This is a genomic window from Paenibacillus algorifonticola, from assembly GCF_000971975.1.
Taxonomy (GTDB): domain Bacteria; phylum Bacillota; class Bacilli; order Paenibacillales; family Paenibacillaceae; genus Pristimantibacillus; species Pristimantibacillus algorifonticola.
The window spans coordinates 57338-77014 of the sequence record NZ_KQ040785.1; the positions used below are offsets into that span (position 1 = coordinate 57338).

Sequence of the window (19677 nt, forward strand, 5' to 3'; positions counted from 1 at the left end):
TTTAGCGCGCAAGAAGCTGGCGGTTTGGGATTTTACCATATATGATAATTGATTAAGGGAGGCGTCAGCGATGAGAAAGAAAGAAGGAAAGAGAAAGCGTTTGCTGCCTATGCTGCTCGTTGGGACAATGGCGGGAGCGGTAATTGCAGGCTGCTCGCAGCAGGGAGGAAATGCGGAAGGTAGCGCAGGAGGTGCGTCTGCTGCACCATCCGGTACAGCAGGGGAAAGCCCCGCCGCAGAGAAAGCGTTGCAGCTCAATATTATGCTGCCGATTTTTAAGACGAATTTTCCGAAGGATGATAGTCCGGTAGCAGCAGAGATTGAGAAGCGGACGAATACCGACATTCATTTTGAGTGGGTGCCGAACGCCTCTTATACGGATAAATTTAATATTACGCTCGCCTCGGGCAAGCTGCCGGACATTATGTATGTGCCGGATGTGAAGTCGCCGAGCTTCGTCAATGCCGCGAAATCCGGCGCGTTTTGGGAGATCGGGCCTTATTTGAAGGATTATAAAAATTTGAGCCAAGCGAACCCTGTCATATTAAATAACTCTTCCGTTGACGGCAAAAATTACGGTCTGTACCGCGGCCGTGCACTTGGTCGCAATGGGGTATTTTACCGCAAGGATTGGCTCGATGCTGCCGGCCTCCAAACGCCGCAAACGATTGACGATTTTTACAATATGCTCAAGGCGTTCAAGGAGAAGGACCCGGACAAAAACGGCAAGGACGATACGTACGGCATGGTCATGGTCAAATGGACCGGACAGTGGGCGAGCGGCTTCGATACGATCAAGCTGTGGTATGGAGCGCCGAACAAATGGGGCGAGCGGGACGGCAAGCTCATTGTCGATTATGAAACGCCAGAATATTTGGAAGCGCTTAAATTTATGAAAAAGCTGTACGATGAAAAGCTGATCAATCAGGATTTTGCCATTATGGATTCGGCGAAATGGAATGATCCGCTGGTGAACAATCAGGCGGGCGTCATTGTCGATGTCGTAGACGGCGCGGCGCGGACGGATGATAAAATTCATGCTGCGCTTGCGGCAGCGGGCAAGGAGCAGCCGGATGTAGAGCATTACATGGATGTATTTGGCGGAGTGAAGGGGGCAGATGGACAGGTTCGTACGCTGCCAACGTCGGGCTTTGCGGGCTTGCTGGCCTTCCCGAAATCGTCCGTTAAAACCGAGGAGGAGCTCAAGCAGATTCTCGCGTTTATGGATCAATTGAGTGAGCCGGAAATGCAGACGCTGCTAGGCTATGGGCTGGAAGGCAAGCATTATACGCTGGTAGATGGCGCGCTTGAGCCAAGCAAGGATACAGCGCTGCTGGAATCCGAGGTCGAGGGGTTGAACCAGATGCTCAGCTTTATTCCAGAGGACAAGTCGACGAAGGTGAAACAGACGCCGCTGCGCATTAAGCAAACTGAGGTGCAGAAGGCAAATGAGCAGCTTATCGTGACGAACCCGGCAGAGCCTTTTATTTCCACTGTCTACACGCAAAAAGGCGCACAGCTGGACAATATTATGAATGATGCCCGAATCAAATTTATCGTGGGTCAAATCGACGAGGCTGGTTTTAAAGACGCGATTCAGCTGTGGAAAACGAGCGGCGGCGATGAGCTGAGCAAGGAAATGAACGAGCTGTATGCAGCAAGTAAAAAATAACTTTTTTGCCCAGCAAGGCTGATGGCTTATATGGGCAGGCGATAGGCAGAGGAACCGCATATAACAGCGGTCTTCTGTCTATTCCTGTTCAATACGATTCCATTATATGTGACAAATAAATAAAATGCAGACTGATTGGCAGGAAATTCAGTCCGCTTAGCGAATGCGTTTATAAAGGGGATTCCTTACAATCGCCTAATTTTCAACTAGTAGGTGAGCACATGATAAATAGAATGAAAGCCAGGCTTATGCCGGGAGCGAGGAGAGCCGAAGGGGCTAAAGGTCGATTTTACCGTAAAAATCTCATCCTGCTGCTCGTCGTTTGCAGCATTCCGGGACTGATTACCGGGGCGCTCGTTTATTTTTTGGCGGGGGGCATTTTGGAGGACCGCTTGCTGGAGCAGCATAATGAGCAAATCGAGCAGCGGGCGCAAAGCATCGATGAGCAGTTGACGAATTTAGAGCTGATGCTGTCGCATTGGGCGTTCGATTCCAAGTTCGATTATACGCTCGGCAATCGGAATTATGTGCAGCAGTTCGAGAAGGCGCGCGATATTACGAAGACGCTGCTGGTCATGCAAGGCTCCAATACGATGAACAAGCAGGTGGGGCTGTACCTTAGCGGCGAGGAAAAAGTGCTGTTTGGGCCGGAATATGGCTTGCTGCAAGGAGAGGGTCAGGCGGAAGCGTATGAGGGGCTGCTCCAATCGGAGAAAGTCGCCTATTGGACGCAGGTTGCTTTTGATACAAGCCGTCCGTCCGATAAAGAGCTTACACTTGTGCATTATATACCGGGAGGCAGCCTGCATCCGTTTGGAGCACTGCTTATTAGGCTCGACAATGACAAGGTAAGCGATATGCTGCGTACGATGACGCCCGGTGAAGGCGGGGAAACGTATTTGATGCAGGATAATGGGGAGCTGTATGCGTCCACAAGCGGCGATGATAGAGGCTCTGAATTTGTAAGCGCTTTAAACGAGGCGGTTGCTGCTGACGGCCCGAATAAAGGCTCATTTTTATTCCGGTTCAGCGAGAGCGGCGTGACGTATGCGGTTTCCTATGGCAAGCTGTCACGAATTGCAGACAACTGGACTTATGTATCTGCTTCGCCGATTACAGGCATTACCGAGCCGGTTATGGTCGTTTCGAAAAGCATCGTTGCGGTTAGCCTCGGCGCGCTGCTGCTTGCCGCGATTCTTGCGTGGCTTGCCTCGCGCAGCATATATTCCCCGGTCAATCGCCTGATGACCGTACTGCGGGAGCGAAGTGCGCCGGCAGGCAAGCCGGATTGCGAGTTTACTTGGATCGAGCGGCAGTGGCAGCATTTGCACCGGGAAAGCGAGGAGCTGCATGCGAAGCTTTCGGAGCAGCTGCCACATGTGAAGGAAAGCTTTCTGCATCAGCTGCTGCAGGGCTATTTGGCGGATTACTCCGAGGAGGAGCTGCTTCGCCGAATGGAGCGTTACAAATGGCAGGTGGAGCCAGGCACGCATTATATGGTGCTTTATATGAAGCTGACCGGAATTGCTAATTTGGAGGGCAAATTCAAATACGGCGATGAGGGGCTGGCGACGTTTGCGGCGGTCAATATGATGGAGGAGCTGGCGGCAAAATCTTTTGAGCAGAGCAATACGATTAACTTTCATAATTTAGCAGCGGGCTTGCTCATTATTGTGCCGGAAGGGCGAACGTACCGCGAGGAGCTGCATACTTTCAGCGAAGCGGCGATGCAGGCATTCAACCAGATTCTTAATATGCGGGCGACGATCGCGATCAGCCCAGTTACAGCGAGCATAACGGAGATTCCGCATCTGTTCGAAGAGACGAAGCATGCGGTTAGCTTCCGCCGCTACGATCAGGAAAATCAAATTATTGATATGGAGCAGCTGGAGGAGCAGGGCAGCGCAGCGTCGGAGCCCGCCTATCCGTTTACGCTGGAGCGGGAGTTTATACAGGCGCTCCGCACAGGGCGTGAAGCCGAGGCCTATGAGCTGCTGGAGCAGTTTCTGCAAGCGCTGTCCAGCGCAGAGGCGAAGGAAATGGATGTGCAGCAGGGCATGCTGCATTTGCTCGGTTCCGTCCAGCATGCCATTATGGTGTCGGGCATCTCGCCGAACCGCTTGTTCAAGGGAGCGAACCGTTACGAGCAGCTGTCGCAAATCCGCGAGCCGGAGCTGCTGCTGGACTGGTTCCGCGGCATGATTGCCGCTCCGTTTCTAAGGGAGCTGGGCGAGCGGACGAATGCCCAGGTGAAGCGGCAGATCGAGCATGCGATGCTGTATTTGCAGCAGCATTATATGAGCGATATATCGCTTGACAGCTGTGCGGAGCATATCGGCATGAATCCTTTTTTCCTGAGCAAGTCGTTTAAGCAGGTGACAGGAAAAAATTTCATCGATTATTTGACTGGGCTGCGGATGGACAAAGCGAAGGAGCTGCTCCGCGAATCGGTGCTGAAAATCAATGACGTTGCCGAGCAGGTCGGCTATCAGCACAGCTATTTCAATCGGATTTTCAAAAAGCTGGAGGGCATGACGCCAAGCCGCTATCGCGAGCTGAGCCAGGCGGAGTAGCTAGGCAGAGGACGAAATGCCGGGTCTGGCATAAGCCTCTGCTGCGGTCACAGCAATAAAGTTCAAGCTTATGCAAGAAAGTGCAAGCCTTGAAAAGGGCAGCTTCTGTTGCTTCATCTAGGCCGCCAAGTGCCGCATCTTGCAAAATGATCACGGAGCAAAAAAGTATCATTGCCCGCAAACCACCATCCTTCTAGTATAGGAAGAAGCTTAGAAGAAAGAGGTGCTGGCAATGAGTGTCAAGCTAAAATGGCTGGGTAAGCAGGCGGCTGCGCCTGTCGGTTTAACATGGGGTGTTCCTTGGAAGGAAGGCGAATTGCTCCGCGGCGATTCGCTTGTTCTTCAAGGCGAAGCAGCAGGTGTAGAAAATGTGGCAAGCGCTTCCGCGCTGCCGATGCAAAGCTGGCCTACCGCCTTTTGGCCGGATGGCAGCATCAAATGGTCCGCCCATGCGGCGGTCAGCTCCGGCGCAGCAGGCGGCTTTCAGCTGGCAAAGCAGGCAGCGGCACCGAGGCAGGAGCTTGATGCGGCTGCGGAAGGCGAGCAGCCAGTCCTTAAAGTTGTGACAACCGATGAGTCGATCATCGTGGATACAGGAGTTATCGTTTGTACGCTCGCACGAAGCGGCAGGGGAATAATCCGCAGCATTAAGCGCGGGGAGCAGGAGCTGTGCAGCGGCGGCGATTTGGTGTGCTTGAAGGAAAGCCGCAACCAGCTGCATGGCGCTTTGACGCTGCGCGAGGAGCCGTTTCACGGCTTTGTTCATACGGCGACTGTCGAGCAGGACGGCCCGGTCAGGGCGGTTATTAAACTGACGGGCAAGCATCGCGCGAGCTACAATTTAAGTCAAAGTGCTGATCCGAATAAGCCCAATCAGCAAAACGTAGTCAGGGTCAGCCCAAGCAGAGAGTGGGTACCGTTTACGCTGCGCTTTTATTTGTATGCGGGGCTGGATGCGATTCGCCTCGTCCATACGTTTTTCTATGACGGCAATCCGCATGCGGATTACATAAAAGGGCTGGGGCTGTCGCTGGCTGTACCGATGCACGGTCCGCTGTACAATCGGCATGTCCGGCTGGCGGGCAATGATGGCGGTTTTTTGCGGGAATCGCCGAAAACACTGCATACGCGGCGGACGAAGGGCAAATACCGCGAGCTGTTTGAACGGCAGGCAGCGGGGGAAGCCGTTGCTTTTGATTCGGACGAGGATGGTTATTTTCTAGGGCTGCTGGAAAATTCGGCGGTCTGGGATGATTTCAAGCTGGTGCAGCATTCAGCGGATCACTATGTGGTGACGAAGCGCACGAAGGCGGAATGCAGCTGGCTGAAAGCAGGGGAGGGAAGCCGTGCGGAAGGACTCGCCTATATCGGAAGCGAGGGCGGCGGCCTAGCTGCTGGTATGCGGAATTTTTGGAAAAAGCATCCGGCCTCGCTGGAGCTTCGCCATACGGCTTCGTCTTCGGCGGAGCTGAATGTATGGTTCTGGTCGCCGGATGCGCCGGCGATGGATTTGCGGCATTACGACACACAAACGTATGTAGAATCGGCTTATGAAGGCTCAGAGGAGCTGCGGGCGACGCCATACGGCATTGCCAATACGAGCGAGCTGACGCTTTGGTGCACGGCGAATACTCCAGATGAAGAGGGACTAGCGCATATGCTGGCGGAAATTCAGTCGCCATCCCAGCTTGTGTGCGAGCCGGAGCATTTGCACGAAGCACGTGCCTTCGGCATTTGGAGCCTGCCGGACCGCAGCACCGCTGCAAAGGCGCAGCTAGAGGAGCGGCTGGACGGCATTGTCGCCTTTTATCAGGCTGAGGTGGAGCAGCGCCGTTGGTACGGCTTTTGGGATTTTGGCGATTTCATGCACAGCTATGATCCGGTCCGCCATGTGTGGAACTATGATCTTGGCGGCTGTGCATGGCAAAATTCAGAGCTGGTGCCGAATATGTGGCTGTGGCTCATGTTCATGCGCAGCGGGCGCGAGGATATTTTTCGTTTGGCCGAAGCGATGACGCGGCATACGAGCGAGGTGGATGTGTATCATTTTGGCGAATATGCCGGGCTTGGCTCGCGGCATAACGTTGTCCATTGGGGCTGCGGCTGCAAGGAGGCGCGCATTGCGATGGCGGGGCTGCACCGCTATTACTACTACTTGACCGCCGATGAGCGCATTGGCGATATGCTTGATGAGGTGAAGGACGCCGATTACAGCACGGTGGTGCTTGACCCGATGCGCGCTTATTTTCCGCAGGACGAGCATCCGACGCATATTCGCGTCGGTCCGGATTGGGCCGCGTTCAGCTCAAACTGGATGACGCGCTGGGAACGCTTCGAGGATACGGTGTACCGGGATAAAATATTAACCGGCATTAACAGCGTCAAGCAGGCGAAATACCGGCTCATCTCCGGACCGACGTATGGCTATGATCCGACGACTAATGTGCTTACGCCGTTTGGCGAAGACAATTATGGCCGCCATTTGGCCATATGCATGGGTGCGCCGCAAGTATGGTTTGAGCTGGCGATGATGCTGAAGGACCCGGAATGGGAAGATATGATGGGCGAATTAGGCGTTTATTACAACTGGACGCAGGAGCAAAAGGATGAGCTGACGGGTGGAGAAATAAGCGACAGCCGCTTTGAGCATCCCGTCCTCAGTATTGCGATTACCGCATATGGCGCTTTCCGCCGCCAAGATGCACAAACAGCAGCATTTGCCTGGAAGACGCTGCTTGGCAATGCTTTTGCCCGTACGGACTTGCTGGGCGAGGCCGCCCTTGTCCAAAACATCCGCAGCATGAAGGAAATCGACTGGATCAATACGAATGAGGCGTCGCAGTGGTCGCTGAATACAATCATTAGCCTGGAGCTGATCCCGGAGGCGCTGCCTGCTGTGGAGGCTGAGCTGCAAGGAGCAAGCGGCGATCAGGCAGAATGGGAAAAGCAGGCAGAATCAGCATCAGCAACGGCGGCGCAGGCTCAGAAGGAGCTGAGCGGGCGATGATTCCAGCACATTGGAAGCTGATTTATGAAAATCCGCTGCGATGCGAGGAGGATGTGAACGGTTTCCGCGCGGAAGGGGATGCGATTATTTCCTTCCCGCAGCAGCGGCTGCGTCTTGCCAGCGCCCGCGATGCGGCAGAAGGCCAGCAGGCGAACTTTGTGCTGTGGTGCCCGGATAATTTTCCAGCTGATGTGGCGATTGCTTGGGATTTTCGCCCGATTGAGGAGCCGGGCTTGGCGATCTTGTTTTTTGCGGCGGAGGGACGCAGCGGGGAGGAGCTGTTCGATTGTGCGCTTGCTGCGCGAAACGGTCCCTATGAACAATACCATCACGGCGATATAAATGCGCTGCATTTGGCTTATTTTCGCAGGCGTTGGCCGGAGGAGCGGCAGTTCCATACTTGCAATTTGCGCAAAAGCTATGGCTTTCATCTCGTTGCGCAAGGCGCCGATCCGCTGCCAGGGACGGCAGACTGCGTAGAAAGCTATCGCATGCTGCTTGTGAAGCAGGGCGGCAGCATTTATTTTTCCATTAATGAGCTGCCTATTCTTGCCTGGCAGGATGACGGCGAGGCTTATGGCCCGCTGCTCGGGGCTGGAAAAATCGGGTTTCGGCAAATGGCGCCGCTCGTTGCGGAATACGCCAATTTGAAAGTGTACGGGGAGGAATGACGATGCCGTCTATACTGCTTTGTTTTCCGCAGGGCAAGCATAAAGCATTAACGATGAGCTATGACGATGGCGTGAGCGCCGACAAGCGTCTGGTTAATATTTTTAACCAGCATGGCATTAAAGGCACGTTTCACATCAATGGCGGGCTGTTTGGCACGGGGCGCAGGCTCACGGAGCAGGAAGCGGTGAGGCTTTACGAGGGCCACGAGGTTTCGGCTCATACGCTAACCCATCCGACGATTGCCCGGTGCCCGGCTGAGCAGATTGTGCATGAAGTGATGGAGGATCGCAAACGACTGGAGCAATTGTTCGGGTATGCAGTTAGAGGGATGTCTTATCCGAATGGTTCGTTCAGTCCGGCGATTAAGGCGGTGCTGCCTTCGCTTGGCATCGAATATGCGCGGGTTGTACAGACGACAGGAGGCTTCGGCCTGCCAGACGACTGGCATGAATGGAAGGCGACCTGTCATCATAATGACCGTCTGATGGAACATGCGGAGACGTTTGCTGGGCTGCACAAAACGCAATATTTGTATCTCATGTACGTTTGGGGCCACAGCTACGAGTTTGATGATCAGGGCAATTGGGAGCTGATGGAGCAGTTTTGCGAGTACATCGGGAGCCGGGACGATATTTGGTACGCAACGAATAAGCAGATTGTCGATTATATAAAAGCATATGAGCGTCTGCAATTTTCTGCTGCTTTAACGTTTGTGGAAAATCCGAATGCGCAAAGCGTCTGGCTTAGCGTGGACGGCGTAAAGCTCGAAGTTGCAGGCGGAAGCCGCATATCCCTTATAGGAAGCAAGGAGGAATAACGATTATGTCAGCAACGGAATCGGTATACACGCTCGGAAGCATCGATATTAGGGAGGCAGGGCCGCGCTGCAAAATGCTGCTTGGCGATTTGGATGGCGATGGCCGCATGGAGCTGCTGCTCGTGCAGCCGGACAATCGGCAGGATGTTCGCCACATTCCCCATCAGGTGCAGTGCTTGACCGCTTATGATTTGCAGGGCAAGCTGCTGTGGCAGCATGGCAAGCCGGACCCGGAAGCAGGCAGCCAAGGCTCCGACTACCCCGCGCAAATTTATGATTTGGATGGGGATGGCAAGCTGGAGGTGCTATGCGTCATGCAGGACCGTTTTTTGCTGCTGGATGGCGCGACTGGGACGATTAAGGAAAGCTATGACCTGCCTGATCCGCATGCCCATGACTGCATCATCATTGCGAATTTATCTGGCGGCGAGCATGCATCCGACATTATTTTGAAAGACCGCTACCATAAGCTGTGGGCGCTTAATCGGCATTTTGAGCTGCTGTGGACGCATGATGGCAATCCGGGGCATTATCCCTGGGTGTACGATTTAGACGGTGACGGCAAGGATGAGGTGATGGCGGGCTATGATTTGCTGGATGCGGCAGGGAAGCAGCGCTGGAGCTGCATCGATCTGGACGATCATGCCGACTGCATCTGGGTCGGTGATGTGAATGGCGACGGTGAGCCGGAGCTCGTGATTGGCGGCAGCGTTACGGTTATGTACAGCCGCAGCGGCGAGGAGCTTTGGCGTTATGAAGGCTCTATTGAATCGCAGCACATCGCACTGGGACGTTTTCGCAGCGACTCACCAGGTCTGCAAGTGGCCGGGCTCGACCGTCTCGTGCGCGAGGATGATGGCAAAGGGCTTAAAGGGAAAGACGCGCTGTTCTTGCTTGATGCCAAGGGACAAGAGCTGTGGAAGGAGGATCGGAGCACGGATGGCTGGCTGACGATCATTGAGACGGTGAGCGGCTGGCGCGAGCAAGCACCCGACTATATTCTGGCCTACCGCCGTGGGGGCGGCGTATTTCCTGCCCTGTATGATGGTTATGGTGACGTCGTTGCAGAGTTCCCTATGGAAGGTTACGCAGTGCACGCGGATTTGCTAGGAGGCGGGACGGAGCAGGTCGTTATTTATAGCGATGAGCTGGCGAGTATTTATGCAAGCAAGCCGAAGGAGCTGGAGCAGACAGCAAGGCAAGGCGGAGCGCTTGCCCAGCCTAAACGGCTGTACAGCTCGACGCTGTATCCCGGCGGCGAGGTTCCTATTAAATCATAACCATTATCCATTTTCCTTGAATTAGGCTTTATTCAAGATTTTACTGTACTCTAAAACGGAAGGAGCTTCTACTACCCGGAGGCTCCTTCTGTTTTTAAGTATGTGATGGAGTGCAGTCTGCTGGTAGTGTAGCAAGCCTGTAAGTAACGAGACTATTCAAGCAAAAAAACGCATCAGCGAAAAGATTAACCTTTCGCTAACGCGTCTTAATTAATTACAGTTATGATCCAGAAGGTTCGCTGCTAAAGCGACTGCTTCATGGCCGCAGAGGCAGGGGCGATCGTTACGCGGTTTTTGCCGCTTTTTTTGGATGTATACATCGCTTCATCGGCGGCTTTCACCAGCTCCTGAATTTCTGCGTTCTTCTTCGCGATGCATACGCCGACGCTGATCGTCACGATCGTCTCCAGCTCTACGCGCTTGCGGATCGATTCCGCCACTCGCTCCGGCTTAACCTTGTCGAGGGTAATGCAGGCGAGCAGCTCTTCCCCACCATATCTCCCTGCCGTTCCAATTCCCGCCGATTCCTCTTTCAAAATTTCCGAAACCTGCTTCAGCACAATATCCGCCTTATGATGGCCCTGCGTATCATTAAGCTGCTTGAAGTTGTCAATATCGCAGAAAATAACGGCTACGCCCTTGCCCCGTTTCATCAGCTGGCCCGCCTTCATATTGAAATAGCGGCGATTATACAGCCCTGTCAAACCATCGGTAATCGAAGATTGATAGGTTGCAATAAGGCGCTCAATAACCCAATCAAACAGCAGCAGAAACAGCTGGACAAAATATACGACCGATAGCAAATAGGTGAAAATTTGCATCCCTGGCATCGTGCCGTGAAAAGCGTAAGCATCAGCCAGATGTGAGAGCTCATAGACGAAATAGGTGACGAGGCTGGCAAAATATTTCGTATTCATATCGATACCCTTCGTATCGAGCAAAATCAGAAAGGTGACGATCAGGGCATAAAAATCAAGCCCAATAAAGTTGCCTGCTCTGCCTGCACCAGCCTCAACACCAGTGAAGGACATATAGGCAATATGAAGCCCGGCGATGACAAAAGTCAGAACGAGCATCACGACAAAAGGCGTTACTTTCAGGCGGGTTCCCCGATGAGTATATAATTTCATGAAAACAAGGTTTATAATGATAAAAGAAATGATTTGCAATGTCGTCGCCAACAGATGAATCCACGGCGGAATAGCGGTGCCTGCATAAGCAAGCATGGCCAGCAGCGCCTGCTGAATCATGAAGAAGGGCAGCGTTGCATTGAGCAACCCATACGTTCGATTGTTCTTGTAGCTGGCGCTAAGGCGCACAGACATGAATAACATAAGAATGAGGATGAGAATAACGCATGAAGATGCGAGCAGTTGACCGTTAGGTCCTGCTAACCAGGAAAGGATTGTCATTGTAAGACCACCATATGCTCAAAATATAAAAAATAATTGCGCTTGTCTACATTCGTCTTCTTTACAGAAACATATGTTCTACTATATCATGTTTGATGGCAGATGAACAACGCCAATATAAGTAGTATCGGCATCATTGCCCAAAATGTGTAATCCGTTGCAAGCAATCGAATACGGGTAATAGAGGCCTTGAGCGCAAATTTGGAGGAGATTGAAGTTATGAACATCTTACAGGCTTTATTTTTCCCGCCGGAGCAGCCGGGTGGTGTTTCTTCCATGATTCCCTATATTCAGGACCGCTTTCAGCAGATGGGATGGCAAATGGAGCTATTCTCGCTTCCGAAGCGAGTAAGAGGAAAAGGGCAGGAGGAAGTGGTATTCGAAACATTCGATTACCATGCTTTTGAAGGGGACCCGCTTGTTGATAAATATATTCAAACGTACCGCGATTACGTCTGGTGGACGAAGCTGCGGCTGAAGAAGACATATGATATTATTCATGCGCATCATCCGATTGCGGCGCTGGTTATGAAGCAGCTGTACCCAGACACACCCGTCATGATGACGATTCACTCCAGCTATGAGCGCGAGCTTATTTTGAATGGCAAAATTGAAGAGAATGGCAAGGTGCATCAATTTTTGACCGCTATTTATGGCGAGCTGGAAGCGCGTGTTGACAAGCTGCTGACGGTGTCAGAATCATTCCGCACGTATATATCTCCTTATGTGAAAGAGGCAGCGGACATTAAGGTCATTCCAAACGGATTTGATGAGAAGCGCTTTAAGCCGATTGCCCATGAAAATGAAGTTCCCCAGCTCATTACCGTATGCCGCCTTGTGCCGGCAAAAGGCATTGACATTCTTCTTCATGGCTGTGCGGAGCTGAAGCGCAGAGGACATCCATTCGTCCTGCATATTATCGGAGATGGACCGATTCGTCCGGAGCTGGAGCAGCTCGCAGTCGAGCTGGATTTGTATGACGATATTATTTTTTACGGTTATATGCTGCATCCCGAGGAATTTATGCCGTTTTTTGATATTTTCGTGCTGCCTTCGCGGGCGGAGGCGTTCGGTTCCGTATTTGCCGAGGCAGCACTCTGTTGGCTGGCGCTTGTCGGAACGAATGTAGGGGGCATTTCGGAGCAAATTGACGATGGGGTCAATGGACTGCTCGTACCGACAGAGGACCCGATTGCGCTTGCTGAGGCACTGGAGAAGCTGGTCACGGATTCCTCGTATCGTTACAACTTGGCGCGTTCGGGCTGGGATAAAGCAAAGCAGGTTTATTCGCTGCAGCGGGTTATCGCGCAGTTGAAAAAGGTATACGTCAATACGCTGCGTCAAGCGGAATAATCTAACATTTTGATATCGGATGGAGCTGGAGCAGAAGGCAAAGGGCAGAAGCTGTCTAAGCCTCGCTTCGGCCCATTCGCTTGCGGATAATTAAATAAAGCCAGCCGAGACTGATCAGCCCGAATATCGGGTAAAGAGTGGATAGAAGCGGCCCAAACCCGATCTGGCTTGCCATATAGCAGAACAGCAGGATGATAGTCGTAATGATGGAGCGCGACCATTTTAACCGCTCTTGCAGCTGGAGGGTAAGGCCGTAAATGTCAGCGATCAGGGTGGTGAAGATTTCGGCGAAAATCAGGAATACATAAATAAATTGGACGCTTTGGCCAAGCTGCTTGGCGATGCCTCCCATCGGAATGGCATATTGCTGAATGCCTGGCATATGTACGGACAAGGCAATATGGCCTGCAAGCAGCATAAAGCCAATGCCCATGCCGCCGAGCCACGAACCGATGATGATAACTTTACGGTCCCGGATCTCGGCTCCGAGCGGGACAAGCACCGCTTGCGACATCGATAGGTTGAAGGCGGCATAAAGGAAAGGCGCGGCCCATGCGGCCCAGATTGAATGATCGCTGGCAAGCGAGATAAAGCGCCCGGCGCCTGGCGTATTGAATGTATCAATAATGATGAGGACGGTAAACAGCAGCATGACGGGAACGACGATCGCATTGACCATCAAAATCGACTTCATCCCTTTGCGCAGCAGGAAATAACAGCCGACAATCGTAATGAGCAGGCCGGTTTGATAGGAAATATTCCAGTTTTCATAAAAAATCGTTCCGGCTCCCGCAAGCATAACGGCGGTAACGCCGAGCAAAATAACGAACATAAAGTGGCTGATCCAACGGCCATATTGTTCGCCAAACAGCGCCTTGTTCAGATCTTCATATGATTTGGCGCGAATATCGCTGGCAATCAGCATCATTTTGCTGCCAAGCCATATGAAGAGAAAGGTTGATAAGGCGATCGTAAGCGTTCCCCAATAGCCGAAACGGGTGAAAAATTGTAAAATTTCCTGCCCTGTCGCAAAGCCGGCTCCAACAACAGTACCCATATAGGTGGATGCAATTTGCAGCACCTTACCTGTTCGTTTCATTATCATGATTTGCCCTTCCCCCGTTTCCGAACTCTTCTGCACATGCTTTATAGAAGGTATGTCCAAAACGGGACGGGCATGACAGCAAGTTCATCTGAGCGAAGGCAGGTTGGCACACAGGCTATGACTATGATTATTTCCATTATTGTATTTATTATCACGCTGGCGCTTATACTGGTGAAGCCAAGGGGCATGAATGAAGCTTTAATCGCGCTTGCGGGCGCCATTATTTTATTTGTTTTACAGCTGCTAAAGCTGGAGGATGTCGTATACATATGGGGGTTTGTATGGAATGCGACGTTTTCTTTAATTGGCATTATGATTTTTACGTCTTTGCTGGATCAAAATGGCTTTTTTCGCTGGGCGGCGCTGCATATTGTGCATCGGTTCTATCATTTGCCACTGCTGCTGTTTACGATGCTGTCACTGCTCGCTGCGGTGATTACGATTTTTTTCAACAACGATGGAACGATTTTGATCATGGTGCCGATTGTGCTCGAAGTAACCGCGCTGCTGAAGCTGTCCCGTAAGGGAAGGCTGGCGTATTTGCTTGGGATCGGACTGATGGCGGACACAGCCAGCGCTCCTCTGATGATGAGCAACTTGACGAATATTTTAACGGCTGATTTTTTTCATATTCCTTTTGATCAATATGCATCGCAAATGCTGCTGCCTGGACTTGCGGCGATTGTCGCGACAATTGCTGTATCGCTGGCTTTTTTCGGTCGGATGATCAAAAATGAGGAGAGCAGGGGCGAAATGCCAAGGGTATTTCCGCTGCCTGCAACTGTACTTGGCAATATTACGCTGTTCCGGATTTCCTGGTTCATTATCGTCATGATGATGCTCGGTTATTTGCTGTCGGAGCACTTCGGCGTTCCCGCCTGTGTAATTGCGCTTGGCTGTGCTGGCATCCAGTGGGTGGCCTCGGCTGTTTTTAAACAGGTGGACGCCAAGCAGACGGTGCTGCGGGCACCGTGGCTCATTATCGTATTTGCACTGGCGATGAATTTGGTTGTGTACAGTTTGCATGTGCACGGGGCTGTAGCGTGGTTTCCAGATTGGATTGCTGCAGCTTCTAGCGGTTCTCCTCTTGCGGGCCTATTTGGTTCAGGACTGTTATTTGCGCTGCTGGCGGCCGCTATTAACAACCTGCCAGCGGTTCTCATTTCGTCGCTTGCGATCACTCAGGTGAATGGGGCCGATTATTTACCTTACGCCAGCCTGCTTGGAACGGCGATTGGGGCGAAGCTTACACCAATCGGTTCACTTGCAACGCTGCTGTGGCTGCAGCTGCTGAGTCAGGGTGGCGTAAAGGTTTCCTGGAGGGAGTATACGAAATATGGATTGCTGTTTACGTTTCCTATTTTGCTCGTTGCTTTGCTCGTGCTGTGGCTGACCGGAGATTATTAAAATTAGCTGCGGGCGAGCAGCTTAATAGACACGATTTCGCTTAATTCGGGATCAAGATCCAGCTTGAGCAGCGTCTTAGTTCCCTCGTATGCTATAATAAAGCCGCTTTGCGACGTCGGTTTGCCAAGCGCCTTAACAGCTACTTTGGAATCGTCGCCGATTTTAACGCCGCTCAGTCCGGTTTTTACTTTTTTATCATACACTTCGATGTATTGAATCGTATTTTTGTCACTCAGGCCAATGGCGAAGCCGTCATATTCGTGGACTTCAATTTTTACCTGATTTTCCTCCTCCAGCGTGTAGGAATCAAGGGCGGCGCCGAATAGCTTCGTCATGGCTGCTTTGGAATCGCCGATTGCGAGGCCGAGCAAAGCCGGCTTGGCCGCATTCCACTTGCCTTCTTCATTTGTTTTCGCAGGCGCTGTTTTATTGCTTGATAATTCGGTAGAAGGAACAGCTTCGGTGCTTGCTTCTTCACCAGCTTCTACGGCCTGGTTTTGCACTGGATTTTGCTTTTGCTCAAGCGAGTTTTCTAAATATGTTTTTTGCGGGCTGTCCGATTGGTTGAGCGGCTGTTCAGCAGCTAAGGGAGTACTTGCGCTTTGAGCCGTGTCGCTTGGGCTTGTCATGCTTTGGCAGCCAGCTGTTGCAACGGCTATGGCTACAACTGCGGCATATTTTGCAAGCCGATAAGGTGATTTCTTCATGTTTGTCACTTTGCAGCGCTCCTCGCTTGTCATCATTGGATGATGCTTGTATTCTACTATAAGGTAAAACGGATGATATTGGGAAAAAGTTTCTGTTAACGCTCAAAAAAATTGGTCAAATGGCCCATTAATTCCTACGGGCGGAAACGAGGGGACAAGTTATGCGTTTCTTATTGCGCTGTTCCCTATACCTATGGTAAGTTATCCAAAAGGAATTTTTGGTGGGGGGAATGGCATACGATGGATATTTTAAAACAACGAATTTTGGAACAGGCTTCGGTATTGTCAACGGATGTGCTTAGGCTGGATTCTATTATCAACCACCAGGTCGATCCTGCATTAACGATGGAAATGGGCCATGAATTTGCAAACCGCTTCGCTGGAGAGCAAATTACGAAGGTCGTCACAATAGAGTCTTCAGGCATCCCGTCTGCTTTTGCAGCTGCTTATGTGCTCGGTGTGCCGCTTGTTTTTGCAAGACGCAAAAAGACGTTAATTGCTGATAATGACGCTTATTGTGAGCGTGTCCCTTCCTTTACGAAGGGGATGGTTACCGATATTATGGTATCCAAACAATATTTGACAAGCGAAGATCGGGTACTGTTTATTGATGATATTATTGCCAATGGCGATGCAGCACGAGGACTTCTCAAAATTATTGAGCGCTCTGGTGCAAAGCTTGTGGGCATGGGTGTTGTCGTTGAAAAATCGTTTCAAGCAGGTTCGCGAACGCTGCGGGAGCAAGGGGTTCGTGTGGAATCGCTCGTTAGCATCTCATCGCTTGAAGGCGGTCAAATTACATTTGAGTAAGATGTTCCAGTACAATTGCTCTTTCCCCGCAAGTAAAATTGGCTTATAATAAAACGTAAGTGATCGAGGGGAGGCAGAAATAATGGGAAATTGGTCAGCAGAATTCATGGATGTCAAATTATCCGATGCGAAAAATCATTTTGAGCGTGCATTAGATTGCAAACATACGGAATTTGATGATTTGTACCCTTATATGATTGAGCATCCGCAATTTTTCTGGTACAAAAGATATGTAGCATGGTCAGAGCTGCTTACGATCGTGAAGCTGTTTGAAGAGCTGGATCTGGAATGGCGTGAGCCGTTTAGCGAGCGTCAAGCCGAGTACATTGGCAAGCGTGTCATGTCCTCGCGCGTATTGGATGAGTGGTATGAGACGAATGATTCCAAGGAGCATGTTGGCTAAGGCATACGCAGATCAATAGCATATATCAGCCTCAATAAACGGTTCTACAGTTTATTGGGGTTTTTTTTCACCATAATATGGTGAGTGCGTTCGAGGGAGGTAGTTGGTGCATGGTTAGTGAGGAATTGCTGGATCAGTTCCGATTAAGCGGCGAGAAAGTGCGCGTTGTCCGCGATGGGCTGGAGATGAATGACGTCATTGGCATCGTAGTAGCTTGGGATGATGCATCCGTCGTAATTCGCAGAGCTAACAGGCGGGTCGTCAAGCTGAGCCGGACGTATTTGTATGAGCCGGCCTCTCAGGAGCGTGGCAGCATTTTGGAAGGGGAAGTATGACAGATGGAGCTCTTGAAGCAAAAGATTAGAGATGAGGGCATCGTGCTGGGCGAGCAGGTGCTTAAAGTAGATTCGTTTCTGAATCACCAGATCGATCCGAAATTGATGTTCGCCATTGGGGAGCATCTTGCAGCTCTATTTGCTGCAGCGGGTGTGACGAAGGTTTTGACGATTGAATCATCAGGAATTGCTCCTGCTGTCATGGCGGCTATGAAGCTGGATGTTCCGCTTATTTTTGCCCGCAAACGCAAGTCATTGACGCTTCAAGATGATTTATATACGCATAAGGTGTATTCCTTCACGAAGCAGGAGGAGAGCGAGGTTAGCGTTGCCCGCAAGTTTGTACAGGCGGACGATGTATTTCTCGTCATTGATGATTTTCTGGCGAATGGGGAGGCGGCACTTGGCATGGCGCGTATCGTAGAGCAAGCCGGAGCCAAGGTTGCGGGAATCGGCATCGTTATTGAAAAGTCTTTCCAGCCGGGCAGAAAACGGCTGATTGAGCTGGGATACCGAGTGGAGTCGCTGGCAAGAATTGCTTCACTTTCGAACGGACAGGTTGCATTTGTCGAATAGAAAGCAGGGTGGTCATAGTGACTAGCAATCGGTTTGCAGTAGCGATACACATCATGAGTCTGCTGGATTTGGTTAAGGATGAGCGTTTAACGTCCGACCAAATTGCTGGCAGTGTGAATACAAACCCGGTTGTCATTCGCCGCATCATCGGCATGCTGGCGAAAGCGGGTCTTGTACAGACGAGTCCGGGAGTGGCTGGAGCGAGCATTACCCGCCCGCTGGACGAAATATCGCTGCTCGATATTTATCGGGCTGTACAATCGCAGACGCAGGAGGAGCTATTTGCGATTCATGATAAGCCGAATCCGGATTGTCCAACTGGACGGAACATCCAGTCTTCGCTGGAAGAGTTTTTTGCTGAAGCGCAGCAGGCGATGGAAGACAAGCTCGCATCTATACGGCTATCGCAGGTGACACAGAGCATCGCGAGTAAAATTTAACAAACAAGAGCTGAGCCTATGAAGGCACAGCTCTTGTTTGTTTTTGCTGTGCTCAGGGAAGCAAAAGGGCTTGGCAATTAACGGTTGCCACCAGTACGGTTACCTCCAGAACGTTGTGAACTTTCAATGTTAGACATATGCATTTTCCCAAATAGGTTCTTAAAGGAATAGAGGGGAAGAAAGAGACGAATGGGCTGGTAAAATAATAGCGTCGCCTTTATACTATTTAAAATCTATTCCATTATCTTTCAGGAGGTGCTGTATGAAATGAGCGAAAATCCAATTTTAATTTCCTTCCCTGAATCGTTTGAAACAGAGCGCTTGCTCATTCGAGCCCCACAGTGGGGGGACGGTATTTTTTGCAATGAAGCGATTGGCGAAAGCTTGGAGCAGTTAAAGCCGTGGATGCCATTTGCACAAACGATGCCTACTGTAGAGCAATCGGAAGCCTATGTACGGAAGGCTCGGTTGAGTTTTCTGGAACGTAGCGATTTGCCGCTGCATTTGTTCGATAAGCAAACGGGTGAATTTGTCGGCAGCAGCGGCCTGCACCGATTTGACTGGGATGTGCGGAGGTTTGAAATCGGCTATTGGCTTAGAACGTCACGTTCCGGCCAAGGATTGATGACGGAGGCGGTAAATGGGATTACGGGCTTTGCGATTCAGGAGTTGAAGGCCAGCCGAATCGAAATTCGCTGCAATGAGATGAACCGCGCCAGTGCGCGAGTAGCGGAGCGAGCGGGCTTTACACTGGAGGGCATTTTGCGAAAATCCGCCCGCGAGCAGACAGGCGAGCTTGCCAATGCTTGTGTTTATGCGAAGGTTAAAGGGTATGAATTTTAACTTCTCTGTCGCCAGAATTCTCCCGCCTCTTAGGCGGGGGATGAATGGGGACTTGTGAAAATTGACATCAAACAATCTAAAGCGATAGACTGATATTAATCAGTCGTATCACAAAAAAAGGTTGTGAAACCAATGGATTTAGACTCAAATAATCATTCAGTGTTCTTGCTTCATTATCACTTAATATTAGTTGTAAAATACAGGAGAAAAGTTATTAATGATTCTATCTCCGACAGATTGAAAGAAATTTTCGAGTATATTCAAA

The 19677-nt window shown here is 51.0% G+C and carries 18 protein-coding genes; 15 read left to right on the forward strand and 3 right to left on the reverse strand.

Annotation, left to right across the window (positions count from 1 at the left end; genetic code table 11):
* Positions 1-70: 70 nt before the first annotated feature.
* From WH37_RS06045 to WH37_RS06070, 6 genes are all read left to right on the forward strand, one after another.
* Complete coding sequence (locus WH37_RS06045) at positions 71-1672, forward strand: extracellular solute-binding protein (RefSeq protein WP_046229676.1); 1602 nt, start codon at positions 71-73, stop codon at positions 1670-1672.
* Positions 1673-1893: 221 nt separating this feature from the next.
* Positions 1894-4245: an AraC family transcriptional regulator gene (locus WH37_RS06050; protein ID WP_231594140.1), complete on the forward strand. Its 2352-nt coding sequence runs from the start codon at positions 1894-1896 to the stop codon at positions 4243-4245.
* A gap of 232 nt (positions 4246-4477) precedes the next feature.
* Positions 4478-7252 (forward strand): exo-rhamnogalacturonan lyase family protein, encoded by a 2775-nt coding sequence (locus WH37_RS06055; protein ID WP_063838003.1) that lies wholly within the window; start codon positions 4478-4480, stop codon positions 7250-7252.
* Positions 7249-7923 (forward strand): DUF1961 family protein, encoded by a 675-nt coding sequence (locus WH37_RS06060; protein ID WP_046229700.1) that lies wholly within the window; start codon positions 7249-7251, stop codon positions 7921-7923. The genes WH37_RS06055 and WH37_RS06060 overlap by 4 nt, the downstream gene beginning before the upstream one ends.
* Positions 7924-7925: 2 nt before the next feature.
* Positions 7926-8741, forward strand: coding sequence for a polysaccharide deacetylase family protein (locus WH37_RS06065; protein ID WP_046229677.1), 816 nt, complete (start codon positions 7926-7928; stop codon positions 8739-8741).
* 5 nt (positions 8742-8746) lie between these two features.
* Positions 8747-10021, forward strand: a complete 1275-nt coding sequence (locus tag WH37_RS06070; RefSeq protein WP_046229678.1) for a rhamnogalacturonan lyase family protein — start codon at positions 8747-8749, stop codon at positions 10019-10021.
* 242 nt (positions 10022-10263) lie between these two features.
* On the opposite strand, the gene WH37_RS06075 is transcribed toward WH37_RS06070, so the two are convergent.
* A complete protein-coding gene (locus WH37_RS06075; protein ID WP_046229679.1) occupies positions 10264-11433 on the reverse strand; it encodes a GGDEF domain-containing protein in 1170 nt (389 codons plus the stop codon).
* A gap of 219 nt (positions 11434-11652) precedes the next feature.
* Between WH37_RS06075 and WH37_RS06080 the strand changes: the two genes are divergently transcribed.
* Positions 11653-12786: a glycosyltransferase family 4 protein gene (locus WH37_RS06080; RefSeq protein WP_046229680.1), complete on the forward strand. Its 1134-nt coding sequence runs from the start codon at positions 11653-11655 to the stop codon at positions 12784-12786.
* A gap of 55 nt (positions 12787-12841) precedes the next feature.
* Here the strand turns inward: WH37_RS06080 and WH37_RS06085 are convergent, their stop codons facing one another.
* Entirely contained in the window at positions 12842-13885 is a 1044-nt protein-coding gene (locus WH37_RS06085) for a YkvI family membrane protein (protein ID WP_046229701.1), read from the reverse strand.
* 123 nt (positions 13886-14008) lie between these two features.
* On the opposite strand from WH37_RS06085, the gene WH37_RS06090 reads away from it, so the two are divergent.
* Positions 14009-15298 carry an ArsB/NhaD family transporter gene (locus WH37_RS06090; protein WP_197091345.1) on the forward strand — a complete coding sequence of 430 codons (1290 nt, stop codon included), beginning with the start codon at positions 14009-14011 and terminating at the stop codon, positions 15296-15298.
* A gap of 2 nt (positions 15299-15300) precedes the next feature.
* Here the strand turns inward: WH37_RS06090 and WH37_RS06095 are convergent, their stop codons facing one another.
* Positions 15301-16014, reverse strand: a complete 714-nt coding sequence (locus tag WH37_RS06095) for a hypothetical protein (protein ID WP_046229682.1) — start codon at positions 16012-16014, stop codon at positions 15301-15303.
* Positions 16015-16245: 231 nt separating this feature from the next.
* Between WH37_RS06095 and WH37_RS06100 the strand changes: the two genes are divergently transcribed.
* From WH37_RS06100 to WH37_RS34455, 7 genes are all read left to right on the forward strand, one after another.
* The gene (locus WH37_RS06100) at positions 16246-16815 is read left to right on the forward strand and encodes a xanthine phosphoribosyltransferase (protein ID WP_046229683.1); all 570 of its coding nucleotides are present in this window, start codon (positions 16246-16248) and stop codon (positions 16813-16815) included.
* An 82-nt stretch (positions 16816-16897) separates the two neighbouring features.
* On the forward strand, positions 16898-17218 hold the full coding sequence (locus tag WH37_RS06105) for a hypothetical protein (protein WP_046229684.1): 321 nt from the start codon (positions 16898-16900) through the stop codon (positions 17216-17218).
* 110 nt (positions 17219-17328) lie between these two features.
* Positions 17329-17553 (forward strand): hypothetical protein, encoded by a 225-nt coding sequence (locus WH37_RS06110; protein WP_046229685.1) that lies wholly within the window; start codon positions 17329-17331, stop codon positions 17551-17553.
* 3 nt (positions 17554-17556) lie between these two features.
* The gene (locus WH37_RS06115; protein ID WP_046229686.1) at positions 17557-18129 is read left to right on the forward strand and encodes a xanthine phosphoribosyltransferase; all 573 of its coding nucleotides are present in this window, start codon (positions 17557-17559) and stop codon (positions 18127-18129) included.
* A gap of 14 nt (positions 18130-18143) precedes the next feature.
* On the forward strand, positions 18144-18569 hold the full coding sequence (locus WH37_RS06120; protein ID WP_143088398.1) for an Rrf2 family transcriptional regulator: 426 nt from the start codon (positions 18144-18146) through the stop codon (positions 18567-18569).
* A gap of 267 nt (positions 18570-18836) precedes the next feature.
* Entirely contained in the window at positions 18837-19412 is a 576-nt protein-coding gene (locus WH37_RS06125) for a GNAT family N-acetyltransferase (RefSeq protein ID WP_046229688.1), read from the forward strand.
* A gap of 132 nt (positions 19413-19544) precedes the next feature.
* A partial coding sequence (locus tag WH37_RS34455; RefSeq protein ID WP_197091346.1) for a transposase occupies positions 19545-19677 on the forward strand: 133 nt, incomplete at its 3' end.